This window comes from Aquirufa sp. (genome assembly GCF_964796385.1).
Genome location: NZ_CBAUBA010000025.1, coordinates 1 through 20599, shown reverse-complemented (window position 1 = coordinate 20599; position 20599 = coordinate 1). Strand labels below are relative to the sequence as shown.

Genomic DNA, 20599 nt, shown 5'->3' with positions numbered 1-20599 from the left:
ATTACCGTATCTGGCCGTTTCCTTTAAGCACCCATTTTTCAGTCACCAGCTTTTCTAATGCAAAGGGCCCACGAGCGTGAAGTTTCTGTGTAGAAATCCCTATTTCAGCCCCTAAATCAAATACTCCCCCATCGGTAAAGCGCGTCGAAGCATTCCAATAAACAGCGGCAGCATCCACGGTTTGCAAAAACAATTCAGCTTCAGATTCATCCAAACTTACGATGGCTTCAGAATGCCTAGAGGAATATGAATCAATATGGTTTAGTGCCTCTGCGCTGTCTCGAACAATTTTCACCGAACAAGCAAAATCTAAAAACTCACGACCAAAATCTGACTCTTCAGCAGCCTCAAGCCAGGCATACCCAAGAGCCTGCAAATAACCAATAGCTTGTTGATCAGCATAAATTTTCACCTTATAATTCACAAACTCCGATACCAGTAACGCCAAAAATTCGTGCGCAACAGAAGCATGTACGAGTATTGTATCTAACGAATTACAAACAGACGGACGAGAAACTTTAGCATTGACAACAACGCGAACAGCCATCGCTAAATTAGCCGATTCCGCCACATAGGTATGACAAACCCCAGCTCCCGTTTCAATGGTAGGAACCAATGACTCTTTTCGAACTCGCTGAATTAGGGCATCCGAACCACGTGGGATAATTACATCTACATACTTGACAGCGGTCAATAAAGTAGTTACATGTGCTCGGTCGGTTGGCAATAAACGTACAGTATCCGTCGACAATCCTGCTTGCTCTAATGACGCATGAATTAATGAAACCAATATCGAATTCGTATGCCATGCATCTGTTCCTCCCCGTAAAACCGCTGCATTTCCAGACCGAATACATAAGGCTGCCACATCGATTGTTACGTTGGGGCGCGATTCATAAATAACGCCAACAACCCCTAATGGAACCGACTTCTTCTCCAAATGCAGACCATTGGTTAAAATTTTATCAAGCAAAACTTGTCCAGATGGATTAGGCAATTTCGCCACATCGTGCAAGCTAGCAGCTAAATCTAAGATCCGTCGCTCGGTTAAAAGCAAACGATCCCGCATTGAATTTTGCGAATCATAAGAAGCTAAATCTTTTTCATTCTCGGTAATGATCGAGTTAACATTAGCCTCAAGTCGAGCAGCTAAATCAGAAAGAATGGCCAATTTAACCGCATCAGTCGACATGGCTAACGAGGCAGCAGACTTACGGGTAGCGGCTAATAAAGGGGTGATATCGGTTAGATGCGTAGACATATTCTATTAAAAATCATGACCTAAGGTCACATACGTAACGGGTGATTTAATTTCATTTGTTTCCATTCCATAAGCATAGTCAACCTTAACAAAATAACCAAACAAATTGGCCCGAGCACCTACCCCAAAACCAAATAAAAATGGATTTCGGAAATCGGTAACCGTTGCTTGAAATGGATTTGTTCCACCACCAATCACATTGGTATTGAACCCATTTGTCCGACTAAATGGATTGGCCCCTGTCCACGCTGAGCCAATATCCGTAAACCCAATCAATTGCAAGGAATTCATAAAGTTAGATTTATTTGATTCCAAACTAATCAAATGTTTGACAGGAAGACGAAGTTCTAGGTTAACAAGCAAATGACTATTTCCTGCCAATTTATTCATTTTAAACCCACGCAATGACGTCGCAAAATCACTCATAAAAACATCGCGATCCGCAGGACCTGAAACGCCTAAAGGATTTTCTTTATTACGTACTTCTCTGTCTATAAATACCCAATTATCCATGCCACCCAACATCGTTTGACGAGCTGCAAGGCCAAAAGAATGCGAAGCGGAAATACGGCCAGCCAATAAAAAACTGTTGGTTAACCGAACGTACTTACGAAGGTCCAAACGGATACGAGAAAAACTTCGCGAAGTAAGAAGGGCTTGTTGGTGTTCCACCGTCGCTAAAATTCGCGTTCCAATAGGCAAATTTTCCTCCCAATGTAACGTATTATCTAAGGTGTAACTAAGCGACGATCCAGCATAGGTCGCTAAATTTTCAGGCACCGACAAATTGACCTGATCAAAGGATCGATTCGACGTAAACATACCTGTGAAGCTTAGTTTACTTGCTAAATTAATGGGATAAATCCCTGTCAAAGAGGCGCGATTATACCGAATTTTATTCAAAAATACATCCGTCTCCTGACCAAACACTTTCCTATCTACCCGAAAAACCCAATCTACTTTGTTGGGCAAATAAGCATATTCACCCCATAAATCTGAATTTTTAAAATTAGCATTCAGAAAAACACCCGTTTTAATTAAATGATTCTCCATCAAATCATTCATTTTAACATCGAAAGCATAGCCTATTCCTCGAATCGGATCAATTCTAAAATTCCCTTCCGAACCATTCACCACAAATGAATTATGGTAGACAAAAGGGCCTGTAAGTTTGGCGGTTTCCTTTCTAGATCGGAGAAGTGTTTGGCGGTCGAGCCGACTGCGCTTCGCCTTTTCTCGAGCATCCAAACTATCTCGCTTAGGCTCAGCCAAAATATCTGAAATTGAATTTGAAGAAGAGTCTACACCTATTGGATACCACTGATAAGCAGGCAAATCCAAAATCGTTTGTGCTGAAATGCGTTGAATTCGTTCGTCCAACAAATCATGATTTTGGAAATATAATTTATCACCCGACCAATGAAACGATGACCATGTACCGGAGCGTACTCGATTTTGCATCAACTTCCCTTGGTTGAGATCCAATGAAACCAACTCTTCCCCGCTAGGTTGTTTGTGTAAAAAATAGATTAATGAATCAGACTTTACTTGCAACGAATGAATTCTGCCAGAATGAGCGAGCAAAACACGCGGATTACTTGGATCATCTGCCCGCCAATGCATAACAACCGACAACCCTTTCGACTTAACTACTTTCTGGGTTGAGTCCACATACTGATCCGTCAAATAAATAACATCTCCTTGTTTATTAAACCAATGAGCCTCTAATTCATCCCATGAATTTTGTGTAATTGGGGTAAATCTATTTCGTCTAAAATCATAAATTCCTACATCAATTTGACCATTTCGGAGCGCGCGCACTAACATGCGTTGGCCACTTTCATGCATTTCAAAATCCGTAAAATTCCAGTCTTTCAAGTCTGTTTTGGCAAGTAATTTAGCCGACATGCCCGTGATAGGAGCATATTGATTTAACCATGACTTTCCGTCTTTGGCATATAAAATTGCAAAGGAATTTTTGGCCGACCAGTGCATGCGCGGAGCTTGACCTATAGAAGCGCGCAACGGATCTTTCAAGCCCGTTTGAAATAAGTAAAAACGTTTTTTAGATTGTAAATTTTGAATCATGACACGGTACTGACCAGCGTCCTCCAGCGTGTAAGCCATCCATTTCCCATCTGGACTAATTTGAAACTCCTCCAATTGTTCTCCGGACATTCGATCGCGCGTAATTAAATTTTCGGCGCCGGAAAATGCATTTGAATTGACTTCAAATTGCTTCGACTCGGATAAATAAAAATTAAACCATTCTTTTAAAAAACGTGAAATAGGTGTTCGAAGCGTACTTGAAATACTTGATTGATCATTACGAATAATTCGTGTCAAATTTAAAATATTTCCAATAGGCTGAAGGCCATAGGTTTTAGCAATGTAAGACCAAATCGATTGACCGATTAATTCTGCTTCAATTCCACGTGCCAAAACTGGCTTTCTAACTTTATTCGCCGCCACCACTTGATACATGTATTGATTCATTTCTGGTGAATCTCCACGAGCAACATAGGCTACAATTCCAGCAGTAAACCATTCCGGAACGTTTAATAAAAGTGAACTCTGCAAGGCATCTTTAATACTTCCGCCAAACAAAATATCATGTACATACACCCGAGCAAGTTCTTCTACTAAACGAATATGCAAATCTTCTAAATCGGACTTAAATGCAATCTCAATCTTAAATTTATCTTGATTTTCTTCTTGTGCTTTTTTAAAATCCTGAAAACTAATACCACTATTCGACTCGGCTAAGTCGGCCGACGATGCGTATAAAAATATTTTAGCTTTTTGATACGGGGTATACCCTAATATGCGTGAAATCCGAAGTAATTCGCTATCTAAATATTGAATCGTGGCACGCGCTAATGCCTCTTGTTTTCCGTAAAAATAAACTTCAAAATTTTGATCAGTGATGTAGGACCAACGAATCCGCTTGTATTGAATACGCGTTTTTTCCCAATCCCGCTGGCTTGGATAAAAATCCTGCCCCTGCATTTCGTGCACAGAAAGCAGGCAGGCAAAAATGAAGAACAGATTACGAAAAAACCGCATGCTCAAATGTAAGAATTTATGGCGAAAATAAATGCGAAAATCGTTGAATTGAAACCTCAAAAGGCAGTTCTTCTATACCCTGAATTTCGCGAACAAAAGCACGCGCAAAAAAAGGTATCAACGAAACCCCTTTGGAACCGAACCCATTAAAAATACCTACGGGTTCATGCGGATGCATGCCAATAAAAGGGCGTCGGTCTTGTGTGGCGGGTCGCACACCTACGCGCGTACTTAGTCGCGTATAGGAGTCCACACCCATGGAAAGTAATTTTTGTTGTAACTCATCCTGCGCATCCGCTGTCTCCGCAGGCGAAAATTCATCCCAACGATACGTCGCTCCTACTTTAAACTGATTTACTGTTAAGGGTAAAACGAATCCATTTTTACTAAGTATGTAATCCTTCGAAGGCTGATCCGATTCAAAAATCAATAACTCCCCCTTCGCGGGCAAAAATGGCAATTTAGCCCAAAGCGGGTTTTGTTGGCCATGAAAACCTTCGCAAAAAATCACACGCCCAAACGCAAGGGATGAAACATATTCACGTGATTGAAAAATGCCCAGTTGGCGAAAATATATTTGTGAAACACGTACCAAAATCGACGCATCAACCCATCCCGCCTCCTTTATCCATACACCTTCAGTCGTCCACTCTAGATAATCATGATCAATTTGTGCCTTTCGCTCTTCTAACCACGTACGCATTTCTGCATGCGCAAAAGGTCGAAATAAAGGCATTGGATGAAAAAAAGAAGCTTGTAAAGTTTCCTGTAGTCGCGTGTAAAAGTCAGGCAAATAGTTGAAAAGCTCTTCCGCTAACCAGGTTTTTTCTAACTTTCGACCGGTTACTGGATTGAAAATTCCTCCAGCTGCATGGGATGAAGTAAAGTAAGTGGGGGACGCATCCCAAATTTCAAAAGGAATTTGATCTTCTAAAAAATGATGCGCTAGGATGGTGCCGGCTAGACCTTGGCCAACAATCAAATAGGGTTTATTTTTTTCCACTTTGAACCCGACGTACATGATCTAAAACAAAGTTGACCTGCTCATCCATACTTCGGAAAGAAGTATCTAAATCAATCGCATCGTCAGCACGTTTCAAAGGGCCTTCCGTACGATTAGAATCAATTTCATCACGCATGCGCAGGTTCTCCACAATTTCTTCCAGTGGAAGATCTTCGCCTTTTTGTAAAAGCTCAAGTTTACGTCGCTGGGCACGAATATTCGGCTGAGCCGTCATGAAAATTTTCAATTCGGCCTGAGGAAACACGACCGTACCTATGTCGCGTCCATCCATAACAATTCCCTTTTTCTCCCCCATTTTTTGCTGCTGTGCAACCATCGCATGACGCACCGCTGGAATGGCAGCTACTTGGCTCACAATATCCGAAATAAACATTTTTCGAATCTCCAGCTCCACATTTTCCCCATTCAAAATGGTATCAGAGGCTTGTCGGCCTACATTAAACTCAAACGTAATCTCGATATGTTGCAATGCATATTCAACAGCCGCAGAATCCACGACATCTACTTCATGACGATGAAAATAAAGTGCTACTGCACGGTACATAGCGCCAGTATCAATAAATGCATAATGCAATTTCGCGGCTACCCGTTTGGCAGTTGTACTTTTACCACAAGAAGAAAAGCCATCTAAGGCAATAATTATTTTGGACATTAGTCGGCAATAAATGATTGAATCGCATCATAGCAGGCATGTGGTGCTTCATAAACACCTTGATGTCCTACTTCAGGCAAAATTACACATTTATGATGTGCTTTTATAGCCAAAATACTATCCGTACTGATTAATGGATCTGAATCCCCATGTATAAACAAAAATGGAATATGTGTATCGCGTAAAAATGTAGTGAAATCGGCACGATCACGCATTGCCTTTGATGCCGCAATAAGTCCATCTGCCGCTAAATCTTGGTAGCGTGTAATTAACTGATCCATCAATGCTCGATTGTTTGCCGCAAAATCGGGGGCAAACAGATTCGCTACAAACGATTTAATGAAGACGGAAGCGCCGTACTTGGTTAGAAATTCGATGGTGCGATCCCGATTTATTTGCTTCTCTGCGGTATCTGGCAGTGCGGTAGAATGTAATAAAACTACCTTTTCAATACGTTCAGGAAATAGCTTCGCCATTTCGAGGGCAATGTACCCACCCATGGAATGTCCCACTAAAGTGAGTTTTCCATCTTGAGGTAATGAAACAAGAATCTCTCGAGCATAATCGGTAATCGATTTTGCGGAAGTCCAATGCGCAAAAGAAGGAATGATGGGTTTTTCAGTCCAGGTGAAATGAGGAATGAAATCATCCCAAATACGGGCATCTTCTCCAAAACCATGCAAAAATACGAGCTGGGCCGACATATTTTAATACGTATGCAGCAGGCCGATAATGGTGAATCCGAGGCCAATGAGCGCGGCGATTCCACCTACAAGGCTGATGCCAACGATGCTGAGTACGGCGCCGATGGCCAACAAAAATAGGCCGATCTTTAATTTGGAATCCATCCCTTGTAGTTTATCCCGCACATCTGCTTTTAATACTTTACGTGCTTGTCTACTTTCTTTTTTAACGTTGGAAACTCGTTTTGTATGCTTTACCTCTCGAACAGGCGCGACAGCGGTGGGAGTTGTGACTTCAGGCGTGGCGACTTGCAATGCGCCCGTAGGCTGATTTTCTGAAACAAACGAACTAGAGATGGCTAAAATAGCCACAAAAATAAAAGCTATCATAAGGTTTAAGCGACAACTTTCATTTGATGAAAAACGGTACGTTCAAATTTCGATTTGGCATAAGCTAAATCGACTTTAAAATCCTTCAAATCGGTTTGAGAAGGGATTTCAAACATGGCATCGGTCATAATGGCTTCCATGATGGACCGCAATCCGCGTGCACCCAACTTATATTGCATAGCTTGCTCGACAATATATACTAAGGCATCTTTCGAGAAAGACAATGACACGTTTTCCATGTCAAAAAGCTTCTCGTATTGCTTGATTAATGCATTTTTAGGTTCCGTCAAGATAGAAAGCAAGGCCTTCTCATCCAACGGATTTAAAAAAGTAACCACGGGCAAACGACCTAATAATTCCGGAATCAATCCAAATGATTTAAGGTCTTGCGCGGAAACATATTTCATAATGTGATTCTTCTCAAATGATTCTTGGAACGTATCATCCCCTGAAAAACCGATCGGACGCGAATTCAAACGCTTCGCAATGTGGCGATCAATCCCATCAAATGCCCCTCCACAGATAAATAGAATATTCTCCGTATTCACCGCAATCATCTTCTGATCCGGATGCTTACGTCCTCCTTGCGGTGGAACATTCACAATCGAACCTTCCAATAATTTCAATAAAGCTTGTTGGACCCCTTCCCCAGAAACATCTCGCGTGATCGAAGGATTGTCCGACTTGCGAGCTATTTTATCAATTTCGTCAATGAAGACAATACCGCATTCTGCCTTTTCAACATCATAGTTAGCTGATTGCAATAAACGTGTCAAAATTGTTTCCACGTCCTCACCTACATAACCCGCTTCCGTAATAACGGTCGCATCTGCGATGCAAAAAGGAACTTGTAATTTTTGAGCAAGCGTGCGCGCTAGGTAAGTTTTTCCGGTTCCAGTTTCACCTACCATTAATATGTTCGATTTCTCAATCTTCACATCATCAGCTGCAGGTGTCTGCATCAGACGCTTGTAATGATTATAAACAGCCACAGACAAATGGCGTTTAGCCTCTTCTTGACCGATCACATATTCATCTAAATAAGCCTTCAAATCCTTTGGTTTGACCAATTCGAACTGTTGGTTCCCTGGTTTATGTACCTTTGCCGCCGCACCCATTTCGTCCTTGACAACTTCGTAGCCTTGCTGCAAACAAGTATCACAGATATGCCCATCGATTCCCGAAAGAAGGATACCAACCTCATTTTTTGCCCGCCCACAAAAGGAACAATTTGCTTTCTTAGCCATAATATATTAAACCGTACGCGTTAAAATCTCGTCAATTAAGCCATATTCTTTGGCCTCAGCTGCTTTCATCCAATAGTCACGATCCGAATCCCGTTCGATTTCCTCAAATGATTTACCCGAATGCTTGGCTAAAATATCATATAATTCTTGACGAATTTTAACGATTTCGCGTGCTGTGATTTCAATATCGCGGGATTGACCTTGTGCTCCTCCAGATGGCTGATGAATCATCACACGCGCATGTTCTAAAGCAGAACGCTTGCCCGCTGCACCACCAGCTAATAATACGGCGCCCATCGATGCCGCTAACGAAGTACACACAGTTGCTACCTCCGGACGGATGTAGTTCATGGTATCATAAATACCTAAACCGGCATATACAGATCCGCCTGGGCTATTTATGTACATAACAATGTCTTTTTTGGCATCCGTAGATTCCATAAACAACAATTGCGCAACAATAATATTAGCCATGTAGTCATCTACGGGAACTCCCATAAAAATGATTCGGTCCATGATTAAACGAGAAAATACATCGATTTGAGCGAAACGCATGGGGCGCTCCTCAATGATGTATTGTGTCATGTCATCGATCTGATGCATCGGTCGGCTACCAATGCTATTCATATATTGATCCACTGCCAAACCGTTTAATCCACGGTGGTGAACAGCATATTTACGAAACTCTTCGCCAGTTAATTCTTTTGGGTTCATATCCAGAATTTTTAAAAATCAAATTTAAAATATTTTCATCTGTAAAGCTAAACACTAAAACAGACTTTCTTGTTCACAGAAAACCCCGCAATTTACGGGGTTCTCACTCTAATTTATGATTCGTTGAATTTACAGAGCTGCTGCAATTTCTTTGAATTTCTCCACGTCAATTTTAGAAACCTTGTGTGGAATGTTCTCCACAATGGCACTCGATACTTTATCTGAGAATGCTTGATTGTACAAGTTCATAAAGTTATCTCCCTTAGACTTATCGCTCAAATAACCCATGGCTATTTTCTCAATCATTTCCTCAATGCCCGGCTGGTCCGAAGATAAATAACCTCCAAACTGCTGGCGTACCATATCTTTCGCCTTTTCAACCACCTCTGGATATTCAACTTTTACGTCAAATTTCGCAGCAATTTCATTTTTGATTAAGTTCCAACGAATATCACGTTTCACATTGTCAAAATCTTGATCAATTTGCTCCGGCGTAAATTTACCTTCATTGATACGCACTAACCACGTACGCAAGAATTCTTCTGGAAGATCAATTTTAACGTTTTCGATCAACGCTTTTTCCGCATCGATACGTAATAAGTAATTCGCTTCGCGTGCATAATTCTCCGAAACAATTTTCTCTACTTCTACCAAGAACGTTTTTTCGTCTGTTGCTTTTCCAGGCCCTAAAACCTTATCGTAGAAAGCAACATTCAATTCAGCCGGTGCTTGACGTGTAATATCTTCAACTACGAAAGAAACTTCACCTGTCAAATCACCTACTTCTTCTTCTTTTTTACCGGTAGCTAAGGCTAATGATTTTGCGTCAACAAACACCTTGTCGATCGCAAATTTCAAGGTATCCCCTATTTTCGCGCCGATGAATATTTTCTTTGATTTGTCTTGAATCGCGTGCATTGGGATGGCTGATTTCTCAACCCAATCACCTTGCGTGAATGTTCCAAATACCAAATCACGATCTTCAACCGCATCTGGGTGCGTCTGCTCTCCAAATTGCTTCTTTAAGTTTTCAACCGTCTCCGCAATCTCTTTCTTATCTGCTTTGATTTCGTACGATTTAATCTCTTTCATCTTAGCTAAATCCACCTTGAAATCTGAGTGGAAACCTAAATCATAATGAAACGTAAATTCCGTGTCTTTTTCCCAATCAATTGATTCTGACTCATCCACAGCCGGAAGCGGCTCGCCCACTAAATTCAATTTATTTTCTTTGATGTAATCACTAACAGCGTGGCCTAATTCGTGATTAATTTCATCCACTAATGCCGACTGACCATACAATTTTTTAATCAAAGTTGCCGGAACCATGCCCGGACGAAAGCCCTTGATCGACGCTTTCTTGCGATAGTCTTTCAATTTAGCCTCAACTTTCTCTTTGTAATCAGCCTCAGTTACAACAACAGTCAAACGACCTTGTAAATCACTTGCCTTATTTAGTGAAATGTTCATATAGAATTGTTTGTTTAATCAATTAAAAAAAGCCCTCAAAAACCTATCGGTGTTGAGGGCTTGCCTTGGTACGGGTGGAGGGACTCGAACCCCCATGCCTCGCGGCGCCAGATCCTAAGTCTGGTATGTCTACCAATTCCACCACACCCGCGCAATTTGGAGTGCAAAGGTAATCAGCAAAACTTATTATTCCAAAGGTGTTTGGCAAATAATCTAATCAATAAACATTTTGTGTTATTTTTGACATATTAATAAAAACCTATGTCTGCTCAGCAAGAAGAATCACAGCCTAATTGGCGCACCTGGTACCTCGTTTTAGGTGCATTTCTAGTGAGCATCATTCTGTTTTTCATCGGTTTTTCGGCACTTTTTAGCTAAACCATGCATCTACTCGACTGGATTATTTTAGTGTTGACAATTGGCGGAATTGTGGCGTATGGGAGTTGGAGGGGCCAACAGTCCAAGCAGTCTTTGCAGGGATTTTTACTTGCCGACCGGGAATTACCTTGGTATCATGTGTTGCTTTCTGTCATGGCGACGCAGGCCTCCGCGATTACATTTTTATCCGCACCGGGCCAGGCATATACAGATGGCATGCGATTCGTTCAATTCTATTTGGGGTTACCCATCGCCATGATTGTGCTATCCGTTACGTTCATTCCGAATTATTATCGACTCAAAGTTTACACGGCCTATCAGTTTTTAGAAAAAAGATTTGACTCCAAAACCCGTGTTTTAACCAGTTTACTTTTTTTAATTCCGCGCGCACTATCTACCGGCGTAACCATCGCGGCTCCATCCATTATCTTATCGATTTTAGTAGGCTGGGATTTAACTTGGACAAACACCTTAACGGCCACACTCGTAACTACCTATTGTATGTTGGGCGGCTCCAAAGCCATTTCCTATACCCAAATGTTACAAATGTCAGTGGTTTTAGCAGGTATGGTCTTAGCTGCGGTGCTCATTATTTACCAATTACCACCGGAAATCGGCGTCAAACAGTCGCTGCAAATTGCAGGTAAAATGGGCAAGATCAATTTGATTGATTGGAAATTTGATTTGAATAATCGTTATAATATTTGGTCAGGGATCATCGGTGGTTTCTTTTTGCAACTATCCTATTTCGGAACGGACCAAAGCCAAGTGGGTCGTTACCTTTCTGGACAATCTGCTACACAAAGTAGAAAAGGCTTGTTGCTGAATGGCTTTCTGAAAATCCCGATGCAATTCTTCATTTTACTGGTCGGTATTTTCGTTTTTATCTTTTACCAGTTTCATGAGCCACCGATGTTTTTCAATAAAAATACGGAGGCGGTTTGGGTGAAGCAGGCAGATGCGAAGCAAATCAATCAAGCGAAAACGGCTTTATTTGAAGCCAAGAAAAAGGCCGAATTAGCATTAGTCAATGCCATCGACCACAATCCGGCTGCAGTCGCACCCTTGAAAAATGAGATTAATTCGTTGCATGAGCGCCAAATGAAACTACGCGAAGAAGCAGTTTCTTCGATGGAGAAGTCGGCCGTTTCCTTTGAACCCAATGACACCAACTATATTTTCTTAACCTACATCATCGATCATTTGCCCATCGGGATCATTGGATTTTTGATTGCGATGATTTTGTTATCGTCTATGGGATCCATGGCATCCGCATTTGGTTCATTGACCTCGACTAGTATGGTTGACGTGTATCAGCGATTTGTCAATCCCGAAGCAAGCAACAAGCATTATTGGTGGGCGTCCAAAGTAACGACCTTAGGCTGGGGGATCCTGTGTTTAATTGTGGCTCATTTTGCAACCAATATGGGTAGTTTGATTGAAGTCGTCAACATTCTTGGTTCGTGGTTTTATGGAACGATACTTGGTATATTTCTATGTGCCTTTTATTTACCGAAAACCGAAGGCAAACATGTATTCTGGTCGGCATTACTGGCCGAAATCATCGTCATCGTCGCTTGGTATTATGAGTTAATGGCCTTCTTGTGGTTAAATGTACTCGGCTGCTTATTGGTCATGATTTTTTCTATTATTTTGCAACAAATAGACCGATTGCGGGCGCATGCTGTTTAATTCATTTTCCTTTCTTGTCTTCCTTCCCATCGTATATGCGCTGTTTTGGGGTGTGCATTATGCCAAAGGCATCGCGCATAAACTCAAATGGCAGCATGCCATTTTATTGATCGCCAGTTATTTTTTCTATGCCTATTGGAATGTTTGGTTTCTCGCGCTGCTCATTTTTTCGACCAGTTTAGATTTTTATTCAGGGCAAAAAGTCGCCACCAACTCAGGGAAATTGGGCAAAAAGACATGGTTTTGGCTTAGTATAGGTGTCAATTTTGCACTTCTCGGATTTTTCAAATACTACAATTTTATTGTTTCTAGCTTGGCCGATTTAGCTCAGTCAATTGATTGGAGTTGGGAGCCCACGCTCCTATTAATCACCTTACCGGTGGGTATTTCATTTTATACCTTTCACGGGCTATCCTATGTGATTGATATTTACAAGGACCGAATTAAACCCGAAAAAGACATGTTGGTCTACGGCTTATTCGTCTGCTTCTTCCCTTTATTAGTAGCAGGACCGATCGAGCGAGCCAATCACCTGATTCCACAATTGAAGGAGGAAAAGAAGTTTAATCGAGCGCAGAGTATCTTCGGATTGCAACAGATGTTGTGGGGATTTTTTAAGAAAATTGTGATTGCGGATAATTGTGCGGTGTATGTGAATCAGATATTTGGCCAACAAGAATCCCTGAATTCCGCTAGTTTAATCGTGGGAGCCGTTTTGTTTTCCTTCCAAATTTATGGTGATTTTTCGGGCTATTCAGATATTGCATTAGGCACCGCGCGTCTGTTTGGCATTGAGTTACTGAACAATTTCAACTTCCCGTACTTTGCTAAAAACGTGGCTGAATTTTGGAGGCGTTGGCATATCTCATTAACCTCATGGTTCCGAGACTATTTATATATCCCGTTGGGTGGCAACCGCGTCTCGAAATTGCGCCGGATCGTCAATACCTTAACGGTATTTTTAGTCAGTGGTTTGTGGCATGGAGCCAGCTGGACCTATGTTTTTTGGGGATTTTTGAATGGCTTATTTTTAGTGCCTCAAGCGGTGAGCAAGCGATTTATGTGGGTGTCTCAGTCGAAACTCGTTTCCGGATTACGGATGCTAATTACTTTCAGTATCGTGACCATATTTTGGGTGTTTTTTAGAGCCAAAAGCATCTCGGAGGCATTCGCGTATTTGGCGGGGATGGTCCAACACGGCGGTTGGATACCCGATATTTCAGGTAGAAAAAATCTGGTGATTTTGAGTGTTCTGATTGTAGGATTTATCGGGATTGAGTGGTTAGGCCGACATACCCTTAGCCCGTTGGTTCGAATCAATGCGCTTGCTAATCGCTGGGTTAAATGGACATTTTATTACAGCTTGATGGTATTAATCTTATATTTCTACCGGGGGAATGACCAGTTTATTTACTTTCAATTCTAAAGACAATGAAACACTTCTTACGTGATTTAATGGTGTTTTTAGGTGTTTTTGGCCTGCTTTTCCACGCATACCCCGAGTTCCAATATTGGACCAAGAGGTACCAAACAGATGTGGCAGGTACGGAAGTATATGAAGTACTCGCGGCGAGTAAAGCTAAGCTAAAGAAGAAAAAGTTGGTGATCGGCGATAGCGTTGCCAAACAAGTCTTGGATTCATTAGCGAATGATTCAGCCATAGTTTCATTAGCTTCCAATCAGGCTATTTCGATGGCGGGTCAATATGTGATTGCTATTCAGGCGCTGGCAGCAAATCCATCGCTGGACACTTTAGTGCTAATGTATCACCCCTTCAGTTTTCAGAATAATTTAGCAAGCCCATTGAGCTTTCATTATTTTGTGAAGTCTTTTTATACGAAAGAAAATATGCCTTTGTTTAGTGAGCTGGTGAAGCGTCAAGTCGAGGCGATTCCCTTTTATTACTTGGCACAATACCGCCCGGTGTTAACCAGCAATTGGTCACCATCTTTCGAGGGGGTATCGGAAGAAAAAGGGCTATTTTCTTCTATTTCGAAGGAATATGTGTTGCGATTGAAACAATTGTGCGCCCAAAAAGGAGTTGTATTACAGATTATTTCTCCGCCGATTAATGAGGTTTTCAAGGCGCAGGTTATGGCTTCGCGTACCCAATTTAAAGGGATCCCTGGCTATATTGATTCATGGTATTTCTATGCATCCGCTAATTTCCTGTCGGATCAAATCCACTTAGAGCGATTTGAATTTTTAAAAGATAGTCCATGGAAAACGACTGGACTGATTCGCTAATTTTAACGAGAACTTAATTGGGATTACAGGTTTTTCATCGAATGACCTTTGTTTTTGCATCGAATCAATAACCGCTAAGCCCTTCGTTATTTTCCCAAAAACCACATATTGCTTATAGAATCGGGCGGCTTGCTCCGTATTTGTAACGATGAAAAATTCTGTGGGCGAAGAAGCTTTTTGTGGATTTCCCTCATTATAGCGAGCCATAGCAATCGCTCCTCGGTCAGGCTTTAGATGATCTGGATATTCAGCAGGAACTAGATAGGCCAAACGATCCATAAATTCTCCACCACCTTGCATTCCTATTTCATAGACATTCCGATAAAAATAGCGGTCCGTGAAATAGCCCATCTTAACGAGACGAACAAAATTAATGCGGTGCAGCGGAGTTTCGTTTGCTAAGGTTATTTCAAAATTCCCTAGACGGGTTTCCCCTAGAATTTTATTTTCAGGAAATTGCGAGGCTTGCGCGCGTAAATTCTTGTCCACTTGCGTGGGATCAACGTTATAATTAGGCTTACAAGCAACTACAAAAAATAACAAAAATATGAACCGCATACCTAGCTTTGGCAAACCTTGGAGGATTGCCAAAGCTATAGGGAATTTGGGACAAAAAAAAGGGAGCCGAGGCTCCCTTTAAAATTTATCAACTACTAGATTACGCGACCTTCACTTTCTTACCAAAGAAATACAAAGCAGCAAATGCAACAATCAAGATAGCTGGGAAAAGCAACATATTTGATAAAGTTGATTGCCCTGCAGCTAGATCAGCGACGTCGCCAACTAGCCCTTTACTTACCGCAGCTGCTTTGTTATCATCGATCCAACTACCAATGATTGGTTGAAACATAGAAGAAGAAAACATACCGATACCTCCTAAAATGGAAAGCCCTAAAGCTCCTGTTTGTGGCATTGTTTCTGCTACATAACCAAGCATGTTTGGCCAGAAATAACAGATTCCCAATGCGTAAATAAACGCAGCGAAATATAAAGTTGAACCAGACATTGTACTCATTAAATATAATCCTGCTAATGCGAATATCGCAGAAAACAATAACACACCCATCGTGTTAATTTTAGCAATAATTGGACCTGCAAAATAACGACCTACAGCCATCAAGCCTGTTACTAAGGCTAGTATTAACATTGGACTAGCACCCGCTTTCGATAAAATCGGGCCCACCCATTGTTGTGGTCCAAATTCTGAAATAGCCGTTAATGCCATACAACCTGCCATGAACAAATACAACGGATTTAACATGGCTTTAAAGTTATCCAATGTTGAATTTGCACTGACTCTTGGCTTTGGAAATGCTTGTCCAAAGAATAAGTACGCATAAATAACAGTAGGGATGATAATAACCCAAACTTGCGCTTGCCATGTCATCGCAGAATCAGTCATGAACTTTGAAATTAACGAGCCCACCACAATTCCACCTGGGAACCACATGTGAAAACGATTTAATTTACTGCTCATTTCATTACCCGTGTATGCATCAGCAATCATTGGATTACAAGCAGCTTCGGTACAACCATTACCTAAACCAATTAATAAAGTAGAAATCAACAAGGTGTTGTAATCAACCGCATAAATGGTTAGTAAAATACCTAAAGCGTGAGCTACTAAGGCAATTTGCATGATCAACTTTGGCCCAATAGAGGTATAAAAAACTCCGCCCAAAATCATGGAAATAGGAAAACCAAGAAACCACATTTGATTTATATGACCTAATAGCTCATTGGATAAATTTAATTCCGTTCCTAACTGCGGTAAAATACCTGCCCGGATACTAAAAGAAAAGGCAGTCGTAATCAGCGCGAAGCAAGAAGCCAAGAATAATCGATTGGCATTAACAGTTTGATTCATAATAGTTTAGTTTTAGTTAAAAGGTTAGAGAATTTGCAATCTTAAAAAAATTAAATTATTAATTGGAAAAATCGTACCAAAAAAACAAAAAGATTTTTAAATTCCTACATAAAATATGATTTATTTTGAAAAATTTCTTGAAATCTGCTCTTTGGAAAGGGTAATTTAATCAAATTAAGCCCTATTTTTGTAATTATCTAAATCTATCAACATATGATTCAAGGTGGAACATCCACGACAGCAGCTAGTCGGCGCGGAAGAAAATTAAAAATGGGCATGATCGGTGGAAGTACCGAAGCTTTCATAGGTGCCGTTCACCGCAGAGGTGCGCAATTAGACGGTGAAATCGAATTAGTTTGTGGGGCATTCAGCTCCAATCCAGAGAAATCAAAATCAACAGGTGAAGACTTATATCTTCCAGAAAACCGTGTTTACGGTTCGTATGAAGAGATGATCCTAAAGGAAAAAGAGTTACCAGAAGGCGAGCGTATGGATTTTGTATCTATTGTTACTCCTAACCATGTGCATTTTCCTGCAGCTAAATTTGCGCTTGAAAATGGGTTTCATGTGGTTTGTGATAAGCCAGCTACATTGAATTTGGCAGAAGCCAAAGAACTTAAAAAAATCATCGATAAATCAGGTTTGATTTTCGCATTGACACATAATTATACCGCGTATCCGATGGTCAAAGAGGCCAAACACCTCGTTGATTCGGGCCAATTAGGCGAAATTCGCAAGATTATCGTGGAATACCCCCAAGGCTGGTTGATTGATTTAGTGGAAGCTACTGGTCAAAAACAAGCCGCTTGGCGTACAGACCCTGAGCGTTGCGGTGCTGCGGGAGCGATCGGTGATATCGGAACGCATTGTGAAAATTTAATCGAATACATCACGGGATTACATATTACAGAACTGTGTGCCGACTTGACGATTTTTGTTGAGGGTCGTTTATTAGATGATGATGGCAACATTTTGCTTCATTATAATAATGGTGCCAAAGGCGTTTTACACTGCTCACAAATCTGTAACGGAGAAGAAAACGATTTCAATTTCCGTATTTACGGAAGCAAGGCAGGAATTACGTGGCATCAAATGGAGCCAAATACGTTGACAATTCGTACACGCGATGATGGAGCACGTACGATTCGTACGGCAGTAGGTAATTTATCGGCAGCGACGAATGCACATTCACGCCAACCGGCCGGACATCCAGAAGGTTACGTAGAAACGTTTGCGAATATTTACCGCAACTTTGCTTTTGCCGTAAGAGCCCGTTGGGCTGGCAAACCACAAGATCCCATGTTTGATTTCCCAGGCATAGACGAAGGAATTATGGGCATGGCATTCATTGAGAACGTGGTTCGTTCCGCCAAAGACAACCAGAACAAATGGACAAAATTTGAACTATAATAGATCATGACTAAAATTAAAGTAGGTATCGTAGGTACCGGATTTATCGGACCCGCACACATCGAAGCGCTTCGCCGCTTACCCAATATCGAAGTTGCTGCACTTTGTGAAGTAACCATTGAATTAGCCGAGGCAAAAGCGAAACAACTAGGAATTGGCCGTTGGTATACCTTTGAAGACTTATTAAAACAAGACGATATCCAATGTGTACACATCTGTACACCCAATTTCCTGCACTATTCACAATCAAAAGCCGCTTTATTAGCTGGCAAGCATGTGGTTTGTGAAAAGCCATTGGCGAAAGATTTACATGAGGCTGAAGAGTTAATGGAATTGGCAGCAAAAACTGGTTTGGTGAATGCGGTTCACTTCAACTTGCGTTATTATCCGTTGGTACGTCAAATGAAAACCATGCGCGAAAAAGGCGATTTGGGCGAAGTTTATTCGATCATCGGTAGCTACTTACAAGATTGGTTATTCTATAACACAGATTACAACTGGCGTTTAGAACCAGATAAATCGGGTGATTCACGTGCGATTGCGGACATCGGATCACACTTATTGGATGTAATCGAATACATCACCGGATTGAAAACGGTGGAGGTTATGGCTGATTTCAACACGGTTCACAAGGTGCGTAAGAAGCCTTTGAAGCCAGTGGAAACGTATTCAGGCAAAATGTTACAACCGGAAGATTATGCGGAGGTGGCTATTAATACGGAGGATCATGCCAACGTACTATTGCGTTTCGACAATGGAAACCGTGGTTGTGTCACGGTATCTCAAGTTTCAGCGGGACGAAAGAACCAATTGAAATTAGAAATTTCAGGATCTAACAAAACATTTGCGTTTAACTCAGAAGCGCCAAACGAAATGTGGATCGGTAACCGTGATCAAGCGAATCAAGTGTTAATGCGCGATCCATCTTTGGCATATCCAGAAGCGACGGCATTAATGACATTCCCAGGAGGTCACAATGAAGGATTCTCGGATACATCGAAGCAATTATTCAAGGAAGTTTATGCGGCTGTTGAGGCAGGTAAGCAACCAGAAAATCCGAAATACCCGACATTTGCCGACGGGTACCGTGAGCTATTAATTTGCGAGCGAATCTTGGATTCGACACGTTCACAAAAGTGGGTTAAAATCTAAACCGTTAACAATATGAATACGATCAAAGGGCCAGCGATATTTTTGGCACAATTTATGGGGGATGAAGCTCCCTTCAATTCATTAGATAGCATCACGACGTGGGCGGCATCTTTGGGTTATAAAGGCGTTCAAATTCCTACTTGGGATTCGCGCTGCATCGATTTGCAAAAAGCGGCAGAGTCTAAAACCTATTGCGATGAAATCGTGGGGATGTTGGCGGCCAAAGGCTTGCAAATCACCGAGTTATCCACACACTTACAAGGACAATTAGTTGCCGTTAACCCGGCATACGATTTAGGATTCGACGGTTTTGCACCGGATGCTGTGAAAGGAAATCCAAAGGCGCGGACGGAATGGGCGGTCCAACAATTAAAATATGCGGCGAAAGCATCCCAAAACATGGGTTTGAATGCGCATGCGACGTTCTCGGGAGCATTGATGTGGCACACGGTTTATCCATGGCCACAACGTCCTGCGGGATTAGTGGAGCAAGGATTTAAGGAATTAGGGCGCCGTTGGTTGCCGATTTTGAATACCTTCGACGAGTGTGGCGTGGATTTATGCTATGAGATCCACCCGGGTGAAGATTTGCATGATGGCGTGACGTTTGAAATGTTTTTGGATGAAGTAAAAGGCCACAAGCGTGCGAACTTATTATATGATCCATCACACTTTGTATTACAAGCGTTGGACTACAGACAATACATCGATTTCTACCACGAGCGTATTAAAATGTTCCACGTCAAAGATGCAGAGTTCAACCCAACGGGTAAGCAGGGTGTTTATGGTGGATACCAATCTTGGATCAACCGCGCGGGACGTTTCCGTTCATTGGGTGATGGCCAAGTAGATTTTAAGAGCATCTTCTCGAAATTAACGCAATACGGATATGACGGTTGGGCCGTTCTCGAATGGGAGTGCTGCATCAAAGATCCGGTTCAAGGAGCGACAGAAGGAGCACCTTTTATTTCAAGCCATATTATTAAGGCGACTGAAAAAGTGTTTGATGATTTCGCGGGAACAGGCGCTGATGAAGAGCTGAATAAGAAGATTCTAGGCCTATAGTCTATATTTGAATATCCCAGTAAACTGATAAAAACCCCTTATGCCGTTGTATAGGGGGTTTTTTAGTGGCGTAAATGTTAAAAAAACGTAACGCTGCCGGGGTCTCCGACCCCGGCAGCGTTTACCCCCACCTGCTAAGTTTCAGAAAAAACGCATGAAACACAAACCACTGGTACGATTATCAAATTCTTGATAAAGCAGAACGAAAAATAGTAATATGGAAAGTATTCTATTCATTATAAGGGGTAAAATAGGCTATTTTTCAATAACCGTACCCAATT

The 20599-nt window shown here is 41.6% G+C and carries 17 protein-coding genes and 1 tRNA gene; 6 read left to right on the top strand and 12 right to left on the bottom strand.

What is annotated here, in order from left to right:
- Nucleotide 1 precedes the first annotated feature (1 nt).
- The 10 genes from AC1W6K_RS08505 to AC1W6K_RS08460 all read right to left on the bottom strand — a co-directional run bounded on the left by AC1W6K_RS08505 (nucleotide 2) and on the right by AC1W6K_RS08460 (nucleotide 10658).
- Entirely contained in the window at nucleotides 2-1261 is a 1260-nt protein-coding gene (locus AC1W6K_RS08505; protein ID WP_481719139.1) for a glutamate-5-semialdehyde dehydrogenase, read from the bottom strand.
- Between the two features lie 6 nt (nucleotides 1262-1267).
- A complete protein-coding gene (locus AC1W6K_RS08500; RefSeq protein ID WP_481947162.1) occupies nucleotides 1268-4327 on the bottom strand; it encodes a ShlB/FhaC/HecB family protein in 3060 nt (1019 codons plus the stop codon).
- Between the two features lie 16 nt (nucleotides 4328-4343).
- On the bottom strand, nucleotides 4344-5330 hold the full coding sequence (locus AC1W6K_RS08495; RefSeq protein ID WP_481947161.1) for an NAD(P)/FAD-dependent oxidoreductase: 987 nt from the start codon (nucleotides 5328-5330) through the stop codon (nucleotides 4344-4346).
- Nucleotides 5317-6003, bottom strand: a complete 687-nt coding sequence (gene cmk, locus AC1W6K_RS08490) for a (d)CMP kinase (protein WP_481947160.1) — start codon at nucleotides 6001-6003, stop codon at nucleotides 5317-5319. The genes AC1W6K_RS08495 and cmk overlap by 14 nt, the downstream gene beginning before the upstream one ends.
- Nucleotides 6003-6707: an alpha/beta fold hydrolase gene (locus AC1W6K_RS08485; RefSeq protein WP_481947159.1), complete on the bottom strand. Its 705-nt coding sequence runs from the start codon at nucleotides 6705-6707 to the stop codon at nucleotides 6003-6005. Before AC1W6K_RS08485 ends, cmk begins: the two co-directional genes overlap by 1 nt.
- Before the next feature lie 3 nt (nucleotides 6708-6710).
- On the bottom strand, nucleotides 6711-7076 hold the full coding sequence (locus AC1W6K_RS08480) for a hypothetical protein (RefSeq protein ID WP_481947158.1): 366 nt from the start codon (nucleotides 7074-7076) through the stop codon (nucleotides 6711-6713).
- 5 nt (nucleotides 7077-7081) lie between these two features.
- On the bottom strand, nucleotides 7082-8323 hold the full coding sequence (gene clpX, locus AC1W6K_RS08475) for an ATP-dependent Clp protease ATP-binding subunit ClpX (RefSeq protein ID WP_481947157.1): 1242 nt from the start codon (nucleotides 8321-8323) through the stop codon (nucleotides 7082-7084).
- Nucleotides 8324-8329: 6 nt separating this feature from the next.
- Nucleotides 8330-9037, bottom strand: coding sequence for a ClpP family protease (locus tag AC1W6K_RS08470; RefSeq protein ID WP_395785011.1), 708 nt, complete (start codon nucleotides 9035-9037; stop codon nucleotides 8330-8332).
- Nucleotides 9038-9166: 129 nt separating this feature from the next.
- Nucleotides 9167-10507: a trigger factor gene (locus AC1W6K_RS08465; RefSeq protein WP_481947156.1), complete on the bottom strand. Its 1341-nt coding sequence runs from the start codon at nucleotides 10505-10507 to the stop codon at nucleotides 9167-9169.
- A 66-nt stretch (nucleotides 10508-10573) separates the two neighbouring features.
- A tRNA-Leu gene (locus AC1W6K_RS08460) sits at nucleotides 10574-10658 on the bottom strand.
- Between the two features lie 230 nt (nucleotides 10659-10888).
- On the opposite strand from AC1W6K_RS08460, the gene AC1W6K_RS08455 reads away from it, so the two are divergent.
- From AC1W6K_RS08455 to AC1W6K_RS08445, 3 genes are read left to right on the top strand one after another with little or no spacing between them, the layout of a single operon-like run.
- Nucleotides 10889-12577, top strand: coding sequence for a sodium:solute symporter family protein (locus tag AC1W6K_RS08455; RefSeq protein ID WP_481947155.1), 1689 nt, complete (start codon nucleotides 10889-10891; stop codon nucleotides 12575-12577).
- On the top strand, nucleotides 12567-14003 hold the full coding sequence (locus AC1W6K_RS08450; protein ID WP_481947154.1) for an MBOAT family O-acyltransferase: 1437 nt from the start codon (nucleotides 12567-12569) through the stop codon (nucleotides 14001-14003). Before AC1W6K_RS08455 ends, AC1W6K_RS08450 begins: the two co-directional genes overlap by 11 nt.
- A 5-nt stretch (nucleotides 14004-14008) precedes the next feature.
- Nucleotides 14009-14824, top strand: a complete 816-nt coding sequence (locus tag AC1W6K_RS08445; RefSeq protein WP_481947153.1) for a hypothetical protein — start codon at nucleotides 14009-14011, stop codon at nucleotides 14822-14824.
- On the opposite strand, the gene AC1W6K_RS08440 is transcribed toward AC1W6K_RS08445, so the two are convergent.
- On the bottom strand, nucleotides 14783-15382 hold the full coding sequence (locus AC1W6K_RS08440) for a peptidylprolyl isomerase (protein WP_481947152.1): 600 nt from the start codon (nucleotides 15380-15382) through the stop codon (nucleotides 14783-14785). The two genes, AC1W6K_RS08445 and AC1W6K_RS08440, sit on opposite strands and share 42 nt — an antisense overlap.
- Nucleotides 15383-15482: 100 nt before the next feature.
- Nucleotides 15483-16691 carry an MFS transporter gene (locus AC1W6K_RS08435; protein ID WP_481947151.1) on the bottom strand — a complete coding sequence of 403 codons (1209 nt, stop codon included), beginning with the start codon at nucleotides 16689-16691 and terminating at the stop codon, nucleotides 15483-15485.
- A 270-nt stretch (nucleotides 16692-16961) separates the two neighbouring features.
- Here AC1W6K_RS08435 and AC1W6K_RS08430 point away from each other — a divergent pair, with 270 nt between their 5' ends.
- The 3 genes from AC1W6K_RS08430 to AC1W6K_RS08420 are packed head-to-tail and all read left to right on the top strand — an operon-like array spanning nucleotide 16962 to nucleotide 20318.
- Complete coding sequence (locus tag AC1W6K_RS08430) at nucleotides 16962-18101, top strand: Gfo/Idh/MocA family protein (protein WP_481947172.1); 1140 nt, start codon at nucleotides 16962-16964, stop codon at nucleotides 18099-18101.
- 6 nt (nucleotides 18102-18107) lie between these two features.
- Entirely contained in the window at nucleotides 18108-19253 is a 1146-nt protein-coding gene (locus AC1W6K_RS08425; protein ID WP_481947150.1) for a Gfo/Idh/MocA family protein, read from the top strand.
- Nucleotides 19254-19265: 12 nt separating this feature from the next.
- Nucleotides 19266-20318, top strand: coding sequence for a sugar phosphate isomerase/epimerase family protein (locus AC1W6K_RS08420; protein ID WP_481947149.1), 1053 nt, complete (start codon nucleotides 19266-19268; stop codon nucleotides 20316-20318).
- Nucleotides 20319-20599 lie beyond the last annotated feature (281 nt).

What these genes read in the sequence shown, in the direction of transcription:
- AC1W6K_RS08505 (WP_481719139.1), bottom strand. Translation starts at nt 1,261, where the DNA reads ATGTCTACGCATCTAACCGATATCACCCCTTTATTAGCCGCTACCCGT.
- AC1W6K_RS08500 (WP_481947162.1), bottom strand. Translation starts at nt 4,327, where the DNA reads ATGCGGTTTTTTCGTAATCTGTTCTTCATTTTTGCCTGCCTGCTTTCT.
- cmk (WP_481947160.1), bottom strand. Translation starts at nt 6,003, where the DNA reads ATGTCCAAAATAATTATTGCCTTAGATGGCTTTTCTTCTTGTGGTAAA.
- AC1W6K_RS08485 (WP_481947159.1), bottom strand. Translation starts at nt 6,707, where the DNA reads ATGTCGGCCCAGCTCGTATTTTTGCATGGTTTTGGAGAAGATGCCCGT.
- AC1W6K_RS08480 (WP_481947158.1), bottom strand. Translation starts at nt 7,076, where the DNA reads ATGATAGCTTTTATTTTTGTGGCTATTTTAGCCATCTCTAGTTCGTTT.
- clpX (WP_481947157.1), bottom strand. Translation starts at nt 8,323, where the DNA reads ATGGCTAAGAAAGCAAATTGTTCCTTTTGTGGGCGGGCAAAAAATGAG.
- AC1W6K_RS08470 (WP_395785011.1), bottom strand. Translation starts at nt 9,037, where the DNA reads ATGAACCCAAAAGAATTAACTGGCGAAGAGTTTCGTAAATATGCTGTT.
- AC1W6K_RS08465 (WP_481947156.1), bottom strand. Translation starts at nt 10,507, where the DNA reads ATGAACATTTCACTAAATAAGGCAAGTGATTTACAAGGTCGTTTGACT.
- AC1W6K_RS08455 (WP_481947155.1), top strand. Translation starts at nt 10,889, where the DNA reads ATGCATCTACTCGACTGGATTATTTTAGTGTTGACAATTGGCGGAATT.
- AC1W6K_RS08450 (WP_481947154.1), top strand. Translation starts at nt 12,567, where the DNA reads ATGCTGTTTAATTCATTTTCCTTTCTTGTCTTCCTTCCCATCGTATAT.
- AC1W6K_RS08445 (WP_481947153.1), top strand. Translation starts at nt 14,009, where the DNA reads ATGAAACACTTCTTACGTGATTTAATGGTGTTTTTAGGTGTTTTTGGC.
- AC1W6K_RS08440 (WP_481947152.1), bottom strand. Translation starts at nt 15,382, where the DNA reads ATGCGGTTCATATTTTTGTTATTTTTTGTAGTTGCTTGTAAGCCTAAT.
- AC1W6K_RS08435 (WP_481947151.1), bottom strand. Translation starts at nt 16,691, where the DNA reads ATGAATCAAACTGTTAATGCCAATCGATTATTCTTGGCTTCTTGCTTC.
- AC1W6K_RS08430 (WP_481947172.1), top strand. Translation starts at nt 16,962, where the DNA reads ATGGGCATGATCGGTGGAAGTACCGAAGCTTTCATAGGTGCCGTTCAC.
- AC1W6K_RS08425 (WP_481947150.1), top strand. Translation starts at nt 18,108, where the DNA reads ATGACTAAAATTAAAGTAGGTATCGTAGGTACCGGATTTATCGGACCC.
- AC1W6K_RS08420 (WP_481947149.1), top strand. Translation starts at nt 19,266, where the DNA reads ATGAATACGATCAAAGGGCCAGCGATATTTTTGGCACAATTTATGGGG.